This window comes from Bradyrhizobium sp. SMVTL-02, assembly GCF_051853005.1.
Taxonomy (GTDB): Bacteria; Pseudomonadota; Alphaproteobacteria; order Rhizobiales; family Xanthobacteraceae; genus Bradyrhizobium.
Genome location: NZ_CP182469.1, coordinates 7,290,157 through 7,307,812, shown reverse-complemented (window position 1 = coordinate 7,307,812; position 17,656 = coordinate 7,290,157). Strand labels below are relative to the sequence as shown.

General features: G+C 64.6%; 14 protein-coding genes and 3 pseudogenes. 14 read left to right on the top strand and 3 right to left on the bottom strand.

Translation table 11 applies throughout. The annotated features are described in order from the left end of the window. Positions 1 to 34: 34 nt before the first annotated feature. A complete protein-coding gene (locus ACNJYB_RS35025) occupies positions 35 to 259 on the bottom strand; it encodes a DUF2093 domain-containing protein (protein WP_232994551.1) in 225 nt (74 codons plus the stop codon). A gap of 188 nt (positions 260 to 447) precedes the next feature. Between ACNJYB_RS35025 and ACNJYB_RS35020 the strand changes: the two genes are divergently transcribed. Both ACNJYB_RS35020 and ACNJYB_RS35015 read left to right on the top strand, forming a co-directional pair. Next, the gene (locus tag ACNJYB_RS35020) at positions 448 to 1,272 is read left to right on the top strand and encodes a dienelactone hydrolase family protein (RefSeq protein WP_439371163.1); all 825 of its coding nucleotides are present in this window, start codon (positions 448 to 450) and stop codon (positions 1,270 to 1,272) included. A gap of 223 nt (positions 1,273 to 1,495) precedes the next feature. Further along, positions 1,496 to 1,645: a hypothetical protein gene (locus tag ACNJYB_RS35015; protein ID WP_439371161.1), complete on the top strand. Its 150-nt coding sequence runs from the start codon at positions 1,496 to 1,498 to the stop codon at positions 1,643 to 1,645. Between the two features lie 231 nt (positions 1,646 to 1,876). On the opposite strand, the gene xseA is transcribed toward ACNJYB_RS35015, so the two are convergent. Next, entirely contained in the window at positions 1,877 to 3,499 is a 1,623-nt protein-coding gene (gene xseA, locus ACNJYB_RS35010) for an exodeoxyribonuclease VII large subunit (RefSeq protein ID WP_439375719.1), read from the bottom strand. A 190-nt stretch (positions 3,500 to 3,689) separates the two neighbouring features. Here xseA and ACNJYB_RS35005 point away from each other — a divergent pair. From ACNJYB_RS35005 to ltrA (ACNJYB_RS34985), 5 genes and pseudogenes are all read left to right on the top strand, one after another. Beyond that, positions 3,690 to 4,022, top strand: a pseudogene (locus ACNJYB_RS35005) (hypothetical protein); the annotation flags it as partial. A 4-nt stretch (positions 4,023 to 4,026) separates the two neighbouring features. Further along, entirely contained in the window at positions 4,027 to 4,326 is a 300-nt protein-coding gene (locus tag ACNJYB_RS35000) for a winged helix-turn-helix domain-containing protein (protein ID WP_439371160.1), read from the top strand. A 267-nt stretch (positions 4,327 to 4,593) separates the two neighbouring features. Then, positions 4,594 to 5,877 (top strand): phosphoribosylamine--glycine ligase, encoded by a 1,284-nt coding sequence (gene purD / locus ACNJYB_RS34995; RefSeq protein WP_439371158.1) that lies wholly within the window; start codon positions 4,594 to 4,596, stop codon positions 5,875 to 5,877. A 188-nt stretch (positions 5,878 to 6,065) separates the two neighbouring features. Continuing rightward, the gene (locus ACNJYB_RS34990) at positions 6,066 to 6,968 is read left to right on the top strand and encodes an alpha/beta fold hydrolase (RefSeq protein ID WP_439371157.1); all 903 of its coding nucleotides are present in this window, start codon (positions 6,066 to 6,068) and stop codon (positions 6,966 to 6,968) included. A 587-nt stretch (positions 6,969 to 7,555) separates the two neighbouring features. Then, positions 7,556 to 8,935: a group II intron reverse transcriptase/maturase gene (gene ltrA, locus ACNJYB_RS34985; RefSeq protein ID WP_439368749.1), complete on the top strand. Its 1,380-nt coding sequence runs from the start codon at positions 7,556 to 7,558 to the stop codon at positions 8,933 to 8,935. Between the two features lie 45 nt (positions 8,936 to 8,980). On the opposite strand, the gene ACNJYB_RS34980 is transcribed toward ltrA (ACNJYB_RS34985), so the two are convergent. Then, positions 8,981 to 9,439, bottom strand: coding sequence for a nucleoside deaminase (locus tag ACNJYB_RS34980; RefSeq protein ID WP_439371156.1), 459 nt, complete (start codon positions 9,437 to 9,439; stop codon positions 8,981 to 8,983). A gap of 117 nt (positions 9,440 to 9,556) precedes the next feature. Between ACNJYB_RS34980 and ACNJYB_RS34975 the strand changes: the two genes are divergently transcribed. From ACNJYB_RS34975 to ACNJYB_RS34945, 7 genes and pseudogenes are all read left to right on the top strand, one after another. After that, a complete protein-coding gene (locus ACNJYB_RS34975; protein ID WP_439371155.1) occupies positions 9,557 to 11,470 on the top strand; it encodes a pseudouridine synthase in 1,914 nt (637 codons plus the stop codon). A gap of 174 nt (positions 11,471 to 11,644) precedes the next feature. Further along, positions 11,645 to 12,202: a 16S rRNA (guanine(966)-N(2))-methyltransferase RsmD gene (gene rsmD, locus ACNJYB_RS34970; RefSeq protein WP_439371154.1), complete on the top strand. Its 558-nt coding sequence runs from the start codon at positions 11,645 to 11,647 to the stop codon at positions 12,200 to 12,202. A 232-nt stretch (positions 12,203 to 12,434) separates the two neighbouring features. Continuing rightward, positions 12,435 to 13,295 carry a tyrosine-type recombinase/integrase gene (locus ACNJYB_RS34965; RefSeq protein WP_439368084.1) on the top strand — a complete coding sequence of 287 codons (861 nt, stop codon included), beginning with the start codon at positions 12,435 to 12,437 and terminating at the stop codon, positions 13,293 to 13,295. Between the two features lie 6 nt (positions 13,296 to 13,301). After that, a complete protein-coding gene (locus tag ACNJYB_RS34960; protein WP_439375460.1) occupies positions 13,302 to 14,483 on the top strand; it encodes an IS91 family transposase in 1,182 nt (393 codons plus the stop codon). A gap of 403 nt (positions 14,484 to 14,886) precedes the next feature. Beyond that, positions 14,887 to 15,156, top strand: a pseudogene (locus ACNJYB_RS34955) (transposase); the annotation flags it as partial. A 534-nt stretch (positions 15,157 to 15,690) separates the two neighbouring features. Continuing rightward, on the top strand, positions 15,691 to 16,938 hold the full coding sequence (gene ltrA / locus ACNJYB_RS34950) for a group II intron reverse transcriptase/maturase (protein ID WP_439368284.1): 1,248 nt from the start codon (positions 15,691 to 15,693) through the stop codon (positions 16,936 to 16,938). Between the two features lie 67 nt (positions 16,939 to 17,005). Beyond that, positions 17,006 to 17,653: pseudogene (locus ACNJYB_RS34945) on the top strand (IS5/IS1182 family transposase); the annotation flags it as partial. Positions 17,654 to 17,656 lie beyond the last annotated feature (3 nt).

The following is a 17,656-nucleotide window of genomic DNA, read 5'->3' as shown; positions in this document are numbered from 1 at the left end:
TGGCGCCTTTGCCCACCCTACGAGGTCTGCGAGATCACGACTGCTTCGGCGCGCCGGGAAAATGCCGCTGCAGCACGGCGGCGGGCGTGGCGTAGGCTTCCTGCAGGTCAACGCTCCAGTACTTCAATTCGTCGAGCGGGATCCGCGTGTCGGTGATGGCGCAGCGCACGAAGGTCCCCGGCGAGATCACGCGGAAATCGCCGTCGAGATATTGCACCTGCGCTTCGCCATGGCCGGAAGAGCCGAACTTGTTCAGCACGGTCGAAAGTCTCCGTGGAAGGCCCATAAGGGCACGATGTGTTGGACGGGATGTAGCATAAGATAGGGTGGCTTGTCCGCCCGGTAAACCCACCGGTTTGTGATGTTTTGCCGCCGTTTCCGCATGGTACTGCTCCGGGCGAAGGGTCGTCCCGCCGCTCGCGGCCTCAACTGATATGGCAGAGTCCGATGCGCCTTCGACTGATCGCCCTGTTCCTGACGCTTCTGATACCGGCCGCATACGCTGCGCCGGCCCCGCATCAGGTCGAGATTCCGCTCGCCTCGGGGACGCTGCATGCGCAGCTGTACAAGCCCGAGGGTGACGGGCCGTTTCCGACCGTGATCGCACTGCATGGCTGCGGCGGCCTCGGCGGCCATTCCGATCCCGTGCTGCCGCGCTATCGCGACTGGGCCGAGCGCCTGCTCAAGGCCGGCAACGCCGTGCTGCTGCCGGACAGCTACGGTTCGCGCGAGCTCGGGCCGCAATGCCGCGTCAAGGAGAGCCACGTCAAGGTGCGGCGCGAGCGCGTCGCCGACATCGCGGCCTCGCGCGCCTGGCTGATGAAGCAGGCCTGGGTCGCGCGCGACCGCATCAGCCTGATCGGCTGGGCCAACGGTGCCAGCGCGCTGCTCTGGGCGGTGCGCCCGCAGAGCACCTCGCGCGATCAGGGACCGGATTTCCGCGCCGCGATCGCGTTCTATCCGGATTGCCGGATCTCGGCGGGTTTGGGCTGGAGCGCGCGGGTGCCGACGCTGGTGCTGATCGGTGCCGATGACGACGTGTCGTCGCCGCCGGCCTGCCGCCAGATGGTCGACGGCGCGCGCGGCCGCAGCGCGCTCGCGCGCATCGTGGTCTATCCGGGCGCCTATCACGATTTCGACCGCGCCAACACGCCGCTGCATGCAGCCAGCGGCAGCAGCGACGCCGCCGCGCCCGAGCACGGTCACCTCGGCACGGATGCCGAGGCGCGCGCGGAGTCGCACAAGGAAGTCGCGGAGTGGCTGGCGCGGTAGCGGCAATGCCGCAGCCAAGATGAGGCGACTTGTCCCGCCGTAGCTCGATAGAGCGAGGGCGGAAGCGGGGCCGCCCGGGAACAACATCACGTGGACAGCCCCGCATCGACCACCGCCCTGCACGGAAAATGGCCGACCGTGAATCTACGGATCGCGCATGGCCGCGGTTTCAGCACATGGCCGTGCCATCATTCGACCACGATGTCGATTAAACGCATCTCACATGCGCAACCGCATCACGCTCTTCGCCTCCGCCCTGATCGCCTTCACCGTCGCGATTTTCCTGTATGAGGCCCACGCTGGCGCCCCACAGCTTGCGCCGGAACATTGCGGCTTCTGGACCACGATGGACGCGGGATTGTCCTGCCGGTAGGGCTGCCGTAGCCCGGATGAGCGAAGCGATATCCGGGACAAGCGTCGCCGCATATCGCTTCGCTCATGCGGGCTACAACGCCTCCACGTCGTCATTGCGAGCGCGGCGACTCGTCCGCCGAAGCCTCGGCGACGGCGGAAGCAATCCAGAATCCTTCCGCAGAGGGATTCGGGATTGCTTCGTCGCAAGGGCTCCTCGCAATGACGGGGATAGAGCGCCGCCCTCGCGCACTCAGAACAAGCTGCCCTGATCCACCGGCTTGGCCACGCGCTTCGGCGCGGGCTTTGTCTCCTGAGCGGCCGGCTTCGGTTGCGACAGCGTGCGCTTTGCCGCGGGCGCCGGGCGATCCGCATCCGCGGTCGCGCCGACACGGCCATCCGCGAACTCGATCTCGACACGTGCGCCGGGGCCGATCGCGTCCGCAGCGTGCACGGGGTGGCCGGCTTCATCGCGCACCAGGGCAAAGCCGCGTGCGAGCACGCCGCGATAGGACAGCGCGGAGAGCAGCTTGCCGCTGTTCTCGACGCGCGCATCGAGCCGCTGCAGCAGCGTGAGGAGCGCGCGGCCGGCGCGCTCGGCGAGGCGATGCGTGCGCTCGCGCTGGCGGGCAATCGCGTTGCGCTGCGCCTGCGCATTGGAAAGCTTTGAGGCGCGCAGACGCACCTCCAGCCCGGCAAAGCGGTCGCGACGCTGCCGCAGCAGCGATCGGGCGGAGAGGCCGAGCCGCTCGCCGCACACGGTGAGGCGGTGATCGGCCTGCGAGATCTGGCCATGCAGCACGCGCAGCGTCAGCTTTGAACTGGCGGCGGTGAACCTGCGGAAATGCGCATGCGTGTTGGCCTTGAGGCAACGGGGCAGGGAGGCTCCGGCTGAATCCAGCCGCTGCCGCGGGATCGCGAGCAGATCGCCGGCCGCCGGCAGCGCGCGGGCGGCGGCGCGCAGCTCGCCGCGGCGGCTCTCCTGCGCGCGCTGCCAATAGGCGCGGGTGCGGCGTCCGAGATCGGCGACCTCGACGAACAATTCGCTGCGCACGGGGACGGCCATCTCGGCGGCCGCCGTCGGGGTCGGTGCGCGCTTGTCGGCGACGAAGTCGATCAGGGTGATGTCGGTCTCGTGCCCCACGGCCGAGATCAGCGGGATCATGCTCTCGGCTGCCGCCCGCACCACGATCTCCTCGTTGAACGACCAGAGATCCTCCAGCGAGCCGCCGCCGCGAGCGACGATCAAGACGTCGGGCCGCGGAATCCTGCCGCCCTCGGGCAGCGCGTTGAAGCCACGGATCGCAGCCGCGACCTGCTCGGCGGAGCCTTCGCCCTGCACCCTGACCGGCCACACCAGCACGCGGCGGGGGAAGCGGTCCTCGAGCCGGTGCAGGATGTCGCGGATGACCGCGCCGGTCGGCGAGGTCACCACACCGATCACCTCCGGCAGCCACGGCAGGAGCTGCTTGCGCGCCGCGTCGAACAGGCCTTCGGCGGCGAGCTTCTTCTTGCGCTCCTCCATCAGCGCCATCAGCGCGCCGATGCCGGCCGGCTCCAGCGCCTCGATCACGATCTGGTATTTCGAGGAGCCCGGATAGGTCGTGAGCTTGCCGGTGGCGATGACCTCGAGCCCCTCCTGGGGCTTGAAGCGCATGCGGCCGTGCACGCCCTTCCAGATCACCGCTTCGATCTTGGCGCTCTCGTCCTTGAGCGCGAAATAGCAATGGCCGGAGGAGTGGGCGCCACGGAAGCCCGAGATCTCACCGCGGACCCGGACATGGCCATAGGTGTCCTCAACGGTCCGCTTCAGGGACTGCGAGAGCTCGGAGACGGTGAATTCGGGCGTATTGAGCAGTTGTTCCGCAGGCGGCATCGGCAAACGATTCGGCATTTTGGGGTCAGACCCGACGTTAAGGATTTTCGCCGCGCGGCGCCAATACGGGGATTGATCAGGAGAGTTCTCTGTAGTATAGATTTCTCTATTGATGATGAATTCGGTGAGGGGTGGTCCTGGTCATGCAGTTGCTCCGAGGTGCTCTGGGCTTCGGCGGCTTGGTTGCGCTCTGCTCAACCTGCCGCATCACCGCCATGGCTCCGGCTTCGACGTTAGGCTGCTCCTGGTGTTCGTGCTGTTCTTCGCCTTCGGTTATCTCTGTACCAATGTGATCGGCCATTTCGGCCCGCGCCAGTTGGGTACATTTTGGCCGCTCTATTTCATGCTGTTTTATACCCTGGCGGGTTTGTGGTTCGGCTACGCCTTTGTGGCGATCGGCCTCGGCATTTCCGCATTGACACTGATCGGGTTCTTCTACATCGGCGAAGCGTTTCCGCTCTGGATGGCCTTCTTGAACGGCGGCGGCCTCATCCTCGGCGGCCTCTGGATGCGGCGGATCTAGCTGGATGGCCGAGCTCGACGACATCATCCACCAGCCGCTGCGCCTCAAGATCATGGCCGCGCTGAATGCGTTGCCTGCGACGGCCGGACTGGAGTTTTCCCGTCTGAAGAGGCTCACCGGCGCCACCGACGGCAATCTCGGCGCCCATATCGAGACCCTGGCCAAGGCGGGGTACGTCTCGGTGGACAAGGCCTTCGTCGGCAAGAAGCCGCAGACGACAGTGACCGCCACCGCCGCCGGCCGCGGCGCCTTCGCGCGGCACGTCGCGACGCTGCAGGAGATCATCGCAGGGAAGCAGGTTTAGCTTTCTGCGATGCCGATTATTGTGCCCTCTCCCCTTGCGGGAGAGGGCATGACCACTGAAAGCCGAGGGCTCGCTTGGGTGAGGGGTCTGTCTCCGCGGATAGAGACGCCTCATCCGGCGCTTCGCGCCACCTTCTCCCACAAGGGGAGAAGGGAAGGCAGCACTGCCTGCGCCCCGGCATGACGGGGAGCGAGGCGTTTCCCCTTGAGACCAGCGCCGATTCGTGCGACCTCCGCCCCCAGCAAAACCCCTCATTTCGAGCCCTCGATGCACATTCTACTGCTCGGTTCCGGCGGCCGCGAACATGCTCTCGCGTGGAAGATCGCGGCCTCCCCCCTGGTCACGAAATTCTGGTGCGCGCCCGGCAATGCCGGCATCGCCCGTGAAGCGGAATGCGTGGCGCTCGATGTCGCCGACCATGCCGCCGTGATCGACTTCTGCAAGAAGAGCGCGGTGGAGCTCGTGGTGGTCGGCCCGGAAACGCCGCTGGCGGCCGGCATCGTCGATGACCTCGCCGCTGCCGGCATCAAGGCATTCGGGCCGAGCGGAGCCGCTGCCCAGCTCGAAAGCTCCAAGGGGTTCACCAAGGCGCTATGCACCGAATTCGGCATTCCGACCGGCGCCTACAAGCGCTTCACTAACGCTAATGCCGCGCGGGCTTATGTCCAGAGCCGGGGCGCGCCGATCGTGGTCAAGGCCGACGGCCTTGCCGCCGGCAAGGGCGTGGTGGTCGCCAAGACGGTGCGCGAGGCGGAAGACGCCATCGCCATGATGTTCGAGGGCGCCTTCGGCGAGGCTGGCGCCGAGGTCGTGATCGAGGAATTCCTGCCCGGCCGCGAGATCAGCTTCTTCGCGCTGTGCGACGGCGAGACCGCGATCCCACTGGCGTCGGCGCAGGACCACAAGCGCGTGTTCGACCATGACGTTGGTCCGAACACCGGCGGCATGGGCGCCTATTCGCCGACGCCGCTGGTGACGCCCGCGATCCACGACGCGATCATGGCCAAGATCATTTTGCCGACGGTGGCCGGCATGAAGCAGCGCGGCACGCCGTTCCGCGGCGTGCTCTACGCCGGCATCATGCTGACGACGCAGGGGCCGAAACTGTTCGAGTTCAACGTCCGCTTCGGCGATCCCGAGTGCCAGGTGCTGATGCTGCGCATGATGTCGGACATCGTGCCGGCGCTTCTCGCCGCCTGCGACGGGCAGCTGAAGAATTTCGACCTGCGCTGGCATCCGGAATCCGCGATCACCGTGGTGATGGCGGCGAAGGGCTATCCCGGCGACTACCAGAAGGGCACGCGCATCGAGGGGCTCGATGACGCCGCCAAGGTGGATACCGTCGAGATCTTCCACGCCGGCACGGTGGCCAAGGAGGGCGCGATCTTCGCCAATGGCGGCCGCGTGCTGAATGTCTGCGCGCTCGGCAAGACCGTGACCGAGGCGCAGGCGCGGGCCTATCAGGCTGTCGACCGCATCAACTGGCCGGACGGCTTCTGCCGCCGCGATATCGGGTGGCAGGCGGTGGAAGCGGAGAAGGCCCGGAGCTGACAGGCTTTTTTGCGACACGCGCGCAAAAACCTTGCGCCATCGCGCCGCCACATCGACATTCCAGAAATGCGTAGTCGGCTGTTTGACTTAGCGTCCTTCGCCGAGGACGCGTGGTACTGTGCATGGGGTTGTTTTCGACTTTTTTGTTGGGAGCGGCTCCGGGACTGACCAGACAAGGATGCAGAAAGATGTCCGATCTCGCCGACCTCTATCCCGGCTTCGCCTCCGAATGGATCAACACCTCCTTCGGCCGCATCTTCGCCCGCATCGGCGGCGAGGGCCCGCCGCTGCTGCTGCTGCACGGCTTCTCCGAGACGCATGTGATGTGGCACCGCGTGGCGCCGCAGCTTGCCGACAGGTTCACGCTGATCATCGCCGACCTGCCGGGTTACGGCTGGTCCGACATGCCCGAGAGCGATGCGCTGCACATGCCCTACAGCAAGCGCGCGATGGCCAAGGCCATGGTCGAGGCGATGGAGCGGCTCGGCCACGTGCACTTCGCGCTCGCCGGCCATGACCGCGGCGGCCGTGTCTCCTACCGCCTGGCGCTGGACCATCCCGGCCGGCTGTCGAAGCTTGCCGTGCTCGATATCCTGCCGACCTATGATTACTGGGAGCGGATGAACCGCGCCTATGCGCTGAAGATCTATCACTGGACCTTCCTGGCGCAGCCCTATCCGCTGCCGGAGACGCTGATCTCCGGCAATGGCGAGTTCTACCTGCGCTTCAAGATGGCGAGCCAGACCAAGTCGAAGACGCTGGATGCGATCGACAAGCGCGCGCTCGAACACTACATCGCCCCATTCCGCGATCCCGCCCGCCTGCACGCGATGTGCGAGGACTACCGCGCCGGCGCCTATTTCGACTACGACCTCGACAAGGCCGATTTCGAGGCCGGCAAGAAGATCACCGTGCCGATGCTGGCCCTGTGGGGCGGCGCCGGCATCGCCCAGGCCGCGGCGACCCCGCTGGACACGTGGAAGCAATGGGCGACGAACGTGGATGGCATGCCGGTGGATTCCGGCCACTTCCTCACCGAGGAGAACCCTGACGTGACCGCAAAGGCGCTGCTGGATTTCTTCTCAGCTTGATCCACGTCGTCATTGCGAGGAGCCCTTGCGACGAAGCAATCCAGGCAGTCAACGCGGAAAGACTCTGGATTTGCTTGTGCGCCAGGCAAGCTGGCGTGGTCCAACCGGTGGAAGTCCGGTCCGGGTAAGCGGTAGCGAGCGCCCGGTAGTGAGTGTTGCGTGGCCGTCGGCAACGGCGGCTGCGAAGCGTACACAACGATGCTGTGGGGTGGGCTATTGAGCCGCGAAAGACAGAAACTCGCAGAGGCCGAGCCGGTAAGCAACGTCGAAGGCAACATGTGCGGCGCCGTTATGCGAGGCGCTGACGCTCTGCCGTGGTCGAAGACCCCATCACGCAGCAAAGGACCGCGTCGGAACCTGGGAGGTCCCGCATCTGACCGATGGCAACATGCCCCCAAGGTCCGCATCGGGAAGGCGAGGAGCCAAAGCCGATGACGAACGGATGCGGGAAGTCGGAGGCGGCCGTAGTAGCGTCGAAGCCTGCGAACGAAGCGGAGCGATCCGCGGAGGAGTTGGTGGAGCGAAGGGCCGCGACCAAGGGGAATGCGGACCAGCAAAGCACGCCCCGGACGCCGAGCCGGACAAGCGTGACACAGGCGTTGGAACGCATACGGCGAACTGCAAGGGAAAGGAAGAAGGAGAGGTTCACTGCGCTGCTTCACCACATCACGCCTGAACTGCTCGAGGCGGAGTTCTTCGCGCTGAAGAAGCATGCCGCGCCGGGTGTGGACGGAATGATGTGGCGGAACTACGAGCAAGACCTCAAGGCCAATCTTGAGGACCTGCATGCTCGTGTTCACCGGGGAGCGTACCGGCCGCAGCCGTCGCGGCGGGTCCATATCCCGAAGCAGGATGGGCGGCAGCGACCGCTGGCGATTGCGTCCCTCGAGGACAAGATCGTTCAGCGGGCAACCGCTACGGTGCTCAACGCGATCTACGAGGAGGACTTCCTCGGGTTCTCGTATGGGTTCCGGCCCGGGCGCAGCGCGCACGATGCGATGGATGCGCTGCTGGTCGGAATCGAGAGCCGGCGGGTGAACTTCATTGTTGACGCCGATATCCGCTCGTTCTTCGACATGGTGGACCAGGAATGGCTCATCCGCTTCGTCGAACATCGGACCGGCGACCAGCGTATCATCCGTCTGATCCGCAAATGGCTCAAGGCGGGTGTTCTCGAAGAAGGAACGGTCAGGGTCAGCGAACAGGGGACGGCACAAGGGGCGGTGATCTCGCCGCTGCTTGCCAACATCTACCTGCACTATGCCCTCGATCTGTGGGCCGAACGCTTCAGACGGCGCGAGGCCGCGGGTGACATGATCATCGTGCGCTACGCTGACGACTTCATCGTCGGCTTCGAGCATGAGAATGAGGCCCGGCACTTCCTCGAAGAATTGCGCAAACGGCTGCAGGAGTTCGCGCTGTCACTGCACCCTGAGAAAACCCGGCTGATCGAGTTCGGACGTCATGCGGAGGACAACCGCAGGCGGCGCGGGCTCGGCAAGCCGGAGACCTTCAACTTCCTCGGCTTCACCTTCATCTGCAGCCGATCCAAGCAAGGCAAGTTCCAGATCAGGCGCAAGTCTCGCAAAGACCGCATGCGGGCGAAACTGCAAGCCGTGAAGCAGGGAATGCGACGGCGTATGCACCAGTCGGTGCTCGAACAGGGCAAATGGCTGCGGCAGGTCGTTACCGGGTACTTCAACTACCACGCGGTACCGACCAACAGCCGAGCGCTCAGCGCCTTCCGCTACTTCGTCACCGAACAATGGAGGCGGATGCTTCGGCGCCGCAGCCAGATTGACGGGACCACGTGGCAGCGGGTCGCGCGGCTTGCCTCCGACTTGCTCCCCAAGCCACAAATCCTCCATCCTTGGCCCCGAACACGCTTCACCGCTACTCACCCGAGGTGGGAGCCGTATGCGGGAAAGCCGCACGTACGGATCTGTGCGGGGGGCGCCCAGCAATGAGCGTCCCTACCGCGACCGCTGCGCTCGCAATGACGCAGGAGGGGCCTACCTTCGCTCCCGGAAGAACTCCCTGAGCAGCCGCGCCGCCTCGCTCTCGCCGACGCCGGAGTAGACATCAGGCGCGTGGTGGCAGGCGGGCGAGGCAAAGAACCGCACGCCAGACTCCACCGCGCCGCCCTTGGGGTCGGCAGCGCCGTAATAGAGCCGGCGGACCCTTGCAAAGGAGATCGCGCCCGCACACATGGTGCAGGGCTCCAGCGTCACGTAGAGGTCGCAGTCGACGAGGCGCTCGCTGCCGACCTTTTTCGCCGCCTCGCGCAGCGCGACGATCTCGGCATGGGCGGTGGGGTCATGGTCGGTTAGCGTCCGGTTCGCTGCGGTAGCGATGACCTCGGAATTTCTGACCACCACGCAGCCGATCGGAACTTCGCCTGCTTTTCCGGCATTTTCGGCCGTCAGAAGCGCCAAATCCATGAAAGAGGGGGCTTTCAAGCCTCGTATCATCCTTAGAAACCTGCTAGTAGCTCCGCCTTCAGCAAGAGTGAATACCGGTTTGCCTGAGCGTGCGGCTCGGAACGAGCGCGCACAATGCCCTCGCGCCACCCCTGAGTGAGATTATTCATGCCTCGCGACAGCGACAAAGACAACGATTCCCGCGGCCGGCGAGGCCCGGCCAAAGGCCGTAGCGGCAAGCCGCGTGGACCCGACAAGAAATTCGCCAAGGGGGGCTTCGAGGGCAAGGGCGACCGCGACAGCCGGCCGCCCCGCGAGGGTCGTGAGGGCCGCTCCTTCCGTCGCCGCGAGGACAGCGATGCTCCGCGCCGCGATTTTTCCGACCGTCCGCGCTTCAAGCGCGACGGTGAGGAGCGCGGTGAGCGCAGCTTCAAGCCGCGTGGTGACCGGCCGTTCAAGCCGCGCGGCGACCGTCCGAAATTCGAACGCGACGATCGCGCCCCGCGCGGCGAGCGCTCCGAGCGCCGCTTCGAGGACCGCAAGTTTTCGCGCGGCGACTCCGATCGGCCGCGCAAGGATTTTGGCCGCGACCGCGACTTCCGGGATCGCAAGAGCGACTCGGGGGATCGCAAACGCGACCCCGGAGATCGCAAGCGCAGCTTTGGCGATCGTCCGCGTGGCGATCGCCCGCGCAAGAGCTTCGACAAGGATTTCGCCGGGCGCGATCGCGGCGACGAAAAACCCTGGCGTCAGCGTGACGACCGGCGCGAGGGCGGCCGCGGCGAGGACCGTCCGCGCTTCTCGCGTTCGCGCGATGATCGCGCATCCGGTAATCGTCCGTTCCGCGAGCGGCCGCAATTCGATCGGCCCCGCGACCGTGACAGCGAACGTGGTGACCGTCCGAAATTCGATCGTCCGCGCCAGCGGCCGGAAGGCCGCATGGACTGGCAGGAGCATCCGCGCAGCGAAGGCCGCTTCCGCGATCGTCCGCGCCGCGACAATGAGGACGACAGCCGAATCTTCGAGAAGCGTCCCGCCTTCGGCGGCCGCGGCGCCTATCGCGAGCGTGATCGTGATTTCGAGGGCCGTCCGCGCCGCGAGGAGGCGCCGAAGCCGAAGAAGGTCGGCGAGCGCATCGCCAAGGCGCTGGCGCGCGCGGGCCTCGCCTCGCGCCGCGACGCCGAGGGAATGGTCACGCAGGGCCGCGTCACCGTCAACGGCCGCGTCATCAATTCGCCGGCGCTCGACATCACGCCGAACGACGTCGTCCTGGTCGACGGCAAGCCGTTGCCGCCGCGCGAGCGCACGCGGCTGTTCCTCTATCACAAGCCGCGCGGGCTGATGACGACGCATGACGACCCCGAGGGTCGTCCGACCGTGTTCGACAATCTGCCCGAAGGCCTGCCGCGCCTGATCAGTGTCGGCCGGCTCGACTTCAACACCGAAGGCCTGCTGCTGCTCACCAATGACGGCGGCCTCGCGCGCACCCTCGAGCTGCCGGACACCGGCTGGCTGCGCCGCTACCGCGTCCGCGCCCATGGCGATGTCACCCAGGCGCAGCTCGACGAGCTCAAGAACGGCATCGAAATCGAGGGCGTCAAATACGGTCCGATCGAGGCGACGCTGGAGCGTGACCAGGGCGCCAATGTCTGGCTGGTGTTCGCGATCCGCGAAGGCAAGAACCGCGAGGTGCGCAACGTTTGCGCCCATCTCGGGCTCGAGGTGAACCGGCTGATCCGCGTCTCCTATGGCCCGTTCCAGCTCGGCGAGATTCCCGAAGGCGAGGTCGACGAGATCAAGTCGCGCGTGCTGCGCGAGCAGCTCGGCGACAAGGTGATCGAGAAATCGGGCGCCGAGTTCGACGTGCCGTCGAAATCCGCCGGACGCGGTGACGATGCGCCGAAGAAGCCGATGAAGCGCGCCGTCATCAACGACCGCAAGGGCCGCCGCGTGCTGGTGCAGCGCACCGGCAGCGAGGAAGCGCGCGAGCGCAACGAGATGGAGGCGAACGGCTATGGGCCGCCGCGCCGTCCCAAGCGCGGCTACCACGGCAAGCGCGATCTGACGCCGCGGGAGGACTGAGGTGGAGTGCAGTCATTCGCTCCGCTCTCTCTTGTTCCCTCCCCCCTTGTGGGGGAGGGGTAGGGAGGGGGGTATCCCACGGGAGGTCTGCGCGCGTGGCACCCCCTTCGCCAACCCTTCCCCACAACGGGGAAGGGAGCTCACCGTTCGTGTGGCTGCAGCGGGGGCAATGTAGTGCGCGTCGTCGGCGGCAGGTTGAAGGGGCGCAATCTCGCCTCACCGTCCTCGCGCGACATCCGCCCCACGGCGGACCGCTTGCGCGAGTCCGTGTTCAACATTCTCGTGCATGCCTATGACGATCCGATCGCGGATGCGCGCGTGCTCGATCTCTTCGCCGGCACCGGCGCGCTCGGCATCGAAGCCTCGTCACGCGGCGCGAAGTTCACGCTGTTCGTGGATAACGGTGCGGAGGCACGCGCGCTGCTGCGGAACAATGTCGAGTCGCTCGGCCTCGGCGGGGTGACGAAGGTCTATCGCCGCGATGCCACCGATCTCGGCCCTGCGCATCCCGTCGAGCCGTTCTCGCTGGTGTTCCTCGATCCGCCCTATGGCAAGGGTTTTGCGGAGAAGGCGCTGGCCTCCTTGCGCGATGGCGGCTGGCTGACGTCCGGCGCGCTGCTGGTGGTGGAAGAGGCGAAGGCCGCGCAGTTCGCGACGCCGGAGGGCTTTGAGGAGCTGGAGCGGCGGGCGTATGACGATACGGAGTTCGTGTTCTTGCGTAGGGCGCATTAGCGAGTCGTCCGTGAAGAGTGGCTAAGCGATTGAGCTAGAATCGCATTTGTCGTTGTGGACTGTTTTGCGTTTGCAGGGGTTTGATGCTTCGGGCGTCGGAACCTTGCAATTTCATTTTCAGGATTGAACGAAGCCGCTGGCGCGGCATGTAGGGAGGCATAGCAAGGATTGCCTCCTGTCTGAGAGGATTGCGGGTTTTCGAAGCCCAACCCTTTAGACAGGAGGTTTTCCGATGGCTGAGATCAGCCCACTTCGCCGCCGCATGATCGAGGACATGACGGTCCGCAATCTGTCACCGGCGACGCAGCAATCCTACCTCAACGCCGTAGCGAAGTTGAGCCGATATTTCGGTCGTTCTCCTGACCGCCTCGACCTGGAGGATATCCGTGCTTTCCAGGTTCATCTGGTTGCGACGGGGATGTCCTGGCCGGCGCTGAACCAGATCGTCTGCGCACTGCGGTTTTTCTACGGTGTGACGCTGGGTCATGACACCGTTCCGGAGCGCATCGCCTATGCGCGTAAACCGCGCAAACTGCCGGTGGTGCTGAGCGCCGACGAGGTCGTGCGCTTCCTGGAAGCAATCCCAAGCCTCAAGAGCCGTACCGCGCTGACCACCGTCTATGCCGCAGGCTTGCGCGTATCGGAAGTGGTCCTCTTGAAGGTTGTCGACATTGATAGCCAGCGGATGTTGATCCGGGTCGAGCACGGCAAGGGCGGCAAGGACCGTTACGTTATGCTCTCGCCGCAGCTTTTGAGGATTCTGCGGACGTATTGGCGGCTCACTCGGCCCAAACGATGGCTATTTCCCGGCCGCGACGACGAGCGTCCGCTCGTCCCTAACGTGCTGCACGCCGCCTGCCGTTCAGCCTGTACGGCGGCCGGCTTGAGCAAGTCGGTGACAGTGCATACGCTGCGGCACACATTCGCGACCCATCTCCTGGAGAACGGGGCCGACGTGCGCATCATCCAGGTGCTGCTCGGCCATGCCAGTCTGCAGAGCACGGCGCGCTATACCCAAGTCGCCACAAAGACCATCAGCAATACGCCAAGTCCGCTTGACCGGCTCCGCCTGGAGGTCGTGCCGCCCGGCTGAGCGGACCTGATGACTCCAGTTCTGGAAGTGGCGGATATCTTCCGCCGCCACGGCGAAGCGTTTCGGCAAGCTCGTGCCGGACATCTGGGTCGCGTCGAGCGGCGCGTCATGGGCGCGATCACGGCATGCCGGACGGCTGTGCTTGGCGGCCACATCGAGCAATGCGACGACTGCGGTGCCACCCGGATCGCCTACAACTCCTGTCGCAATCGGCATTGCCCGAAGTGCCAAGGCTCGGCGCGCGCGCAATGGCTTGCCGAGCGACAATCCGAACTCCTTCCCGTGCCATACTTCCACGTCGTCTTCACCTTGCCGGCGCCGGCCAGAGAGATTGCTTTCCAGAACAAGGCGGTGGTCTATGCCATTCTGTTCCGCTGCGCGGCCGAGACGCTCACCACCATCGCGGCCGACCCCAAGCATCTCGGCGCTCAGCTCGGTCTGACCGCCGTCCTCCATACTTGGGGTCAAACCCTGCAACACCATCCGCATATCCACTGCGTCGTGCCTGGTGGTGGACCTTCACTCGACGGCACACACTGGGTCGCTTGCCGGCCCGGCTTCTTCCTGCCGGTGCGCGTCCTCTCCAGGCTGTTCCGCCGCCTGTTTCTGCAAGAGCTGCAAGCTGCCTTCGCGGCTGGCCAGTTGGGCTTCTTTGGCGATCTCGCCCGTCTCGCCGATCCCGCCGCATTCGCCGAGCGCCTCGCTCAACTTCGATGGACCGACTGGGTCGTCTATGCCAAGCCGCCATTCGGTGGGCCCGAACAGGTGCTGGCTTATCTCGGCCGCTATACGCATCGCGTCGCCATCGCCAACAGTAGGCTGATCTCGCTTGCCGACGGCAAGGTGAGCTTTGCCTGGAAGGACTATCGGCAGAATCGTAAAACCAAAGTGATGACGCTTAAGGCCGATGAGTTCATTCGTCGCTTTCTCCTGCACACCCTGCCGGACAGCTTCCACCGCATCCGCCACTATGGTTTCCTCGCCAATGGCGGACGCAACGATAAAATCGCTTTCTGCCGTCAACTCCTTGCTGTCCGCAACGCTCCGACTGATCAAGAAGCCGGCGCCGATCCCCTCACCAAATGCGAGATCCCCGTCTGCCCGCATTGTGGCGGCACCATGCGGCGCGTCGATATCGTCCCGCGAGCCTGCGCGCGCGACCAGCCGTTTCATTGTGATACGTCATGACCAGCGTCTGTACCATCCACCCCTTCCGTAATCACCTTCTTGGTGGCAACGTCCGAAGTCGCCGTGGCCGCGCTCGTCACCGAACACCCCGCCAATCGTTCGGTAGCGCATCCCAGCGCTGCAAATCGCTCGCTGGATCGCGCCCTTGGCCCGATCAATCGGGCCCCTCACATCCGATGAATGACTCGCGGACGCGCGGCGACCACAGGCGAGCGTTCCCCGCAGCCGCACCCGCTGCACTATTCCCATAGCGCCCACAACTCCGCAGCTTCGTTCAATCCGGCTTCTATGAGGTCGCACGCACCACAGAGCGCGCGGCTCGCGCCTGCCACGCGACCTCACAGAACCCTCAAGATTCCGTCGAATCGCCAACCATGATTCCGTCATCACATCGGAGGTGGCGATGCGACCGAAGAAGCACAGGACGACGGGATCGGGCGATCTGTTCCGGGCCAGGCTGGACCAAATCATCAATATGAAGCACGAGCTGGTTCAGCTCGCCGGCAAGGTCGATTGGGACTGGATCGACGGCGAGATCGCGCCGCTCTATAGCGAGAATGGTCGGCCCGGGATCGCGAGCCGCTTCATGATCGGGCTGTTGCTGCTCAAGCACATTTACGGGCTGTCCGATGAGGGGGTGTGCGAGCGCTGGGTCCACGACCCATATTTCCGTGTGCCTCGTAGCCGGTGCGTATCTGCCGGCACAACTGTGTTGAAGATGGGAGTTGGTCTCCCGGAGCCGGCCTGCAGGGGCAGGCTTCAAACCACTCCAGGCTGCTGCGTTTAAGAGACGTGGTGGTGAGCGCTGGGGAAAAGGCGGCAGGCTACGCCGTCAGGTGAGTGATGAGAAGATGAGCGCAAGCGAACCGCCGATGACGCATCGAAATGGGTCCAGGCGCTGTCAAAACGAGCATGGGGATAGTGATGCTCGGAAGAGTGTGGGCGATACCTGCTTACGGTCCACGCGGCAGCCGGTGTATAGGCGGCATGATCTCATCACAGGCTTCAATCCGGAACGAGGGAACCTGGCTCGGGGTGTTAAGGGAAATCCGCAAGTGGTGCACACCACGAGGGAGAACACCAAAACCCGAGACAGGGGCGGAGGAGCCTGTAGTAGCGCTGAAGTAGCTGTAATGGCTATGGAGCGAAGGGGCTGCGTTATCCTGTCCGACATCGGACGCCAACCGGCTTTGTCGGGAGGAGCGTCATGACGCCGGACAAACCGTTGCCGATCACCAAGCGTATGGTCTGGGAGGCCTACCAGCTGGTGGCAGGGAATGGAAAGGCGGCGGGCGTCGATGGCCAGAGCCTGGACGAATTCGCGCATAACCTTGGGAATAACCTCTACAAGCTCTGGAATCGCATGGCGTCGGGAAGCTATCTCCCGCCTGCGGTCAGGCGCGTGGAGATTCCCAAGGCCAATGGCGGCATCCGTCCTCTGGGCATCCCGACGGTCGCGGACCGCGTCGCACAGATGGTGGTCAAGCAGTATCTGGAACCGGGGTTGGATCGGGTGTTTGATCCTGACTCCTATGGCTATCGGCCGGGAAAATCAGCGCATCAGGCGATCGAGCAAACGCGCAAGCGATGCTGGGACTATGAGTGGGCTTTGGACCTCGACATCAAAGGCTTTTTCGACACGATCGATCATGCCCTTTTGGTTAGAGCGCTTCGGAAGCACTGCCAGGAGCCCTGGGTTTTGCTGTACGTCGAACGATGGCTGAAGGCTCCGGTAGAGATGCCTGATGGGACCATCCAGAAACGGGAAGCCGGAACACCGCAAGGTGGAGTGGTAAGCCCGCTGCTGGCGAATCTTTTTCTGCATTATAGCTTCGATGCGTGGATGCGTCGGACGTTTCCGCGCATTCCGTTCGAACGCTATGCCGATGATGCAATCTGCCATTGCCGGACACGGCAGGAGGCCGAGCATCTGAAGGCAGCGCTGGAAATGAGATTGGCCGATTGTCATCTGACGCTGCACCCGCAGAAGACCCAAGTGGTTTATTGCAGAGACAGTAATCGACGCGGGACGCATCCGCAGATCCACTTCACCTTCCTTGGCTTCACCTTCCGACCCCGTAGGGCGAAGAACCGTTGGGGAAAGCTCTTCACGCGCTTCCTTCCCGCAGTTGGCCTGCAGGCGCTCAAACGCATGCGGGAGCGGATAAGGAGCTGGCGCCTGCCACAGCACGCGCCGCTTCCGTTGGCGGATATAGCCCGAATACTCAATCCGATCCTTCAAGGATGGTGGCAGTATTATGGGCGTTTCTATCCAACGGAAATGTGGAAGCTGTTCACGTACTTTGATGAACGTCTCGGGGCTTGGCTCCGGCGGAAGTACAAGTCGCTCAAAAGGCACCGGGGACGGAGCTTGCGGCGACTGAACAGCATTGCGAAGCGCAATCCCTCTTTCTTCGTCCACTGGACGCGCCTTGGTCACGCAACGGTTGGGTGACAAGAGCCGGATGATGCGAGAGTATCACGTCCGGTTCTGTGAGGGGCTGAGGGTGAAACTCCCTCGGCCCACTCGACAGTACTTCACCGGCGAAGAGTTCTTCCAGCACGCATTCCCGCACGAGCGCTCGGACCTGAGCCACTGGCGCAAGCGGCTCGGCGACAAGCTGGAGCTGTTGCTGGCCGAGAGCTTGCGGGTGGCACACGAGGCCGGCGCGTTACGCAGCCAGGACATCAAGCGGGTCACAGTCGATACCACCGTGCAGCCGAAGGCGATCACCTTCCCGACCGATGCCAAGCTCTTGCACGCGGCGATCAAGGGGCTCAACCGTCTGGCGAGGAAGCACGGGGTCAAGCTGCGGCAGTCCTATCTGCGCATTGCCAAAACCGCGACAATGATGGCGGGACGCTACGGCCATGCCAAGCAATTCAAGCGGCATCAGCGGCAGTTGCGCATCCTGCGCAGCCGACTGGGCCGGATCATCCGCGATATCCGCCGCAAGATCGAAGGTCAGGCTGTGCTTGAGAACACGTTCGCCCTCCCGCTCAGCCGGGCCTCGCAGATCCGCTCGCAGCAGCAACGCCAGCGCGGCTTCAAGCTTTATTCCTTCCACGCCCCGGAGGTGGAGTGCATCGGCAAGGGCAAAGCAGCCGCGCCTTACGAGTTAATGGCATGGACCACGCCCGCTCTCAGCGGCAACGTGCAGCCCGGCGGGGGG

Bases quoted from the DNA above. Each gene is read 5' to 3' on its own strand.
- ACNJYB_RS35020 (WP_439371163.1), top strand. From the start codon at position 448: ATGCGCCTTCGACTGATCGCCCTGTTCCTGACGCTTCTGATACCGGCC.
- ACNJYB_RS35015 (WP_439371161.1), top strand. From the start codon at position 1,496: ATGCGCAACCGCATCACGCTCTTCGCCTCCGCCCTGATCGCCTTCACC.
- xseA (WP_439375719.1), bottom strand. From the start codon at position 3,499: ATGCCGCCTGCGGAACAACTGCTCAATACGCCCGAATTCACCGTCTCC.
- ACNJYB_RS35000 (WP_439371160.1), top strand. From the start codon at position 4,027: ATGGCCGAGCTCGACGACATCATCCACCAGCCGCTGCGCCTCAAGATC.
- purD (WP_439371158.1), top strand. From the start codon at position 4,594: ATGCACATTCTACTGCTCGGTTCCGGCGGCCGCGAACATGCTCTCGCG.
- ACNJYB_RS34990 (WP_439371157.1), top strand. From the start codon at position 6,066: ATGTCCGATCTCGCCGACCTCTATCCCGGCTTCGCCTCCGAATGGATC.
- ACNJYB_RS34980 (WP_439371156.1), bottom strand. From the start codon at position 9,439: ATGATACGAGGCTTGAAAGCCCCCTCTTTCATGGATTTGGCGCTTCTG.
- ACNJYB_RS34975 (WP_439371155.1), top strand. From the start codon at position 9,557: ATGCCTCGCGACAGCGACAAAGACAACGATTCCCGCGGCCGGCGAGGC.
- ACNJYB_RS34965 (WP_439368084.1), top strand. From the start codon at position 12,435: ATGGCTGAGATCAGCCCACTTCGCCGCCGCATGATCGAGGACATGACG.
- ltrA (WP_439368284.1), top strand. From the start codon at position 15,691: ATGACGCCGGACAAACCGTTGCCGATCACCAAGCGTATGGTCTGGGAG.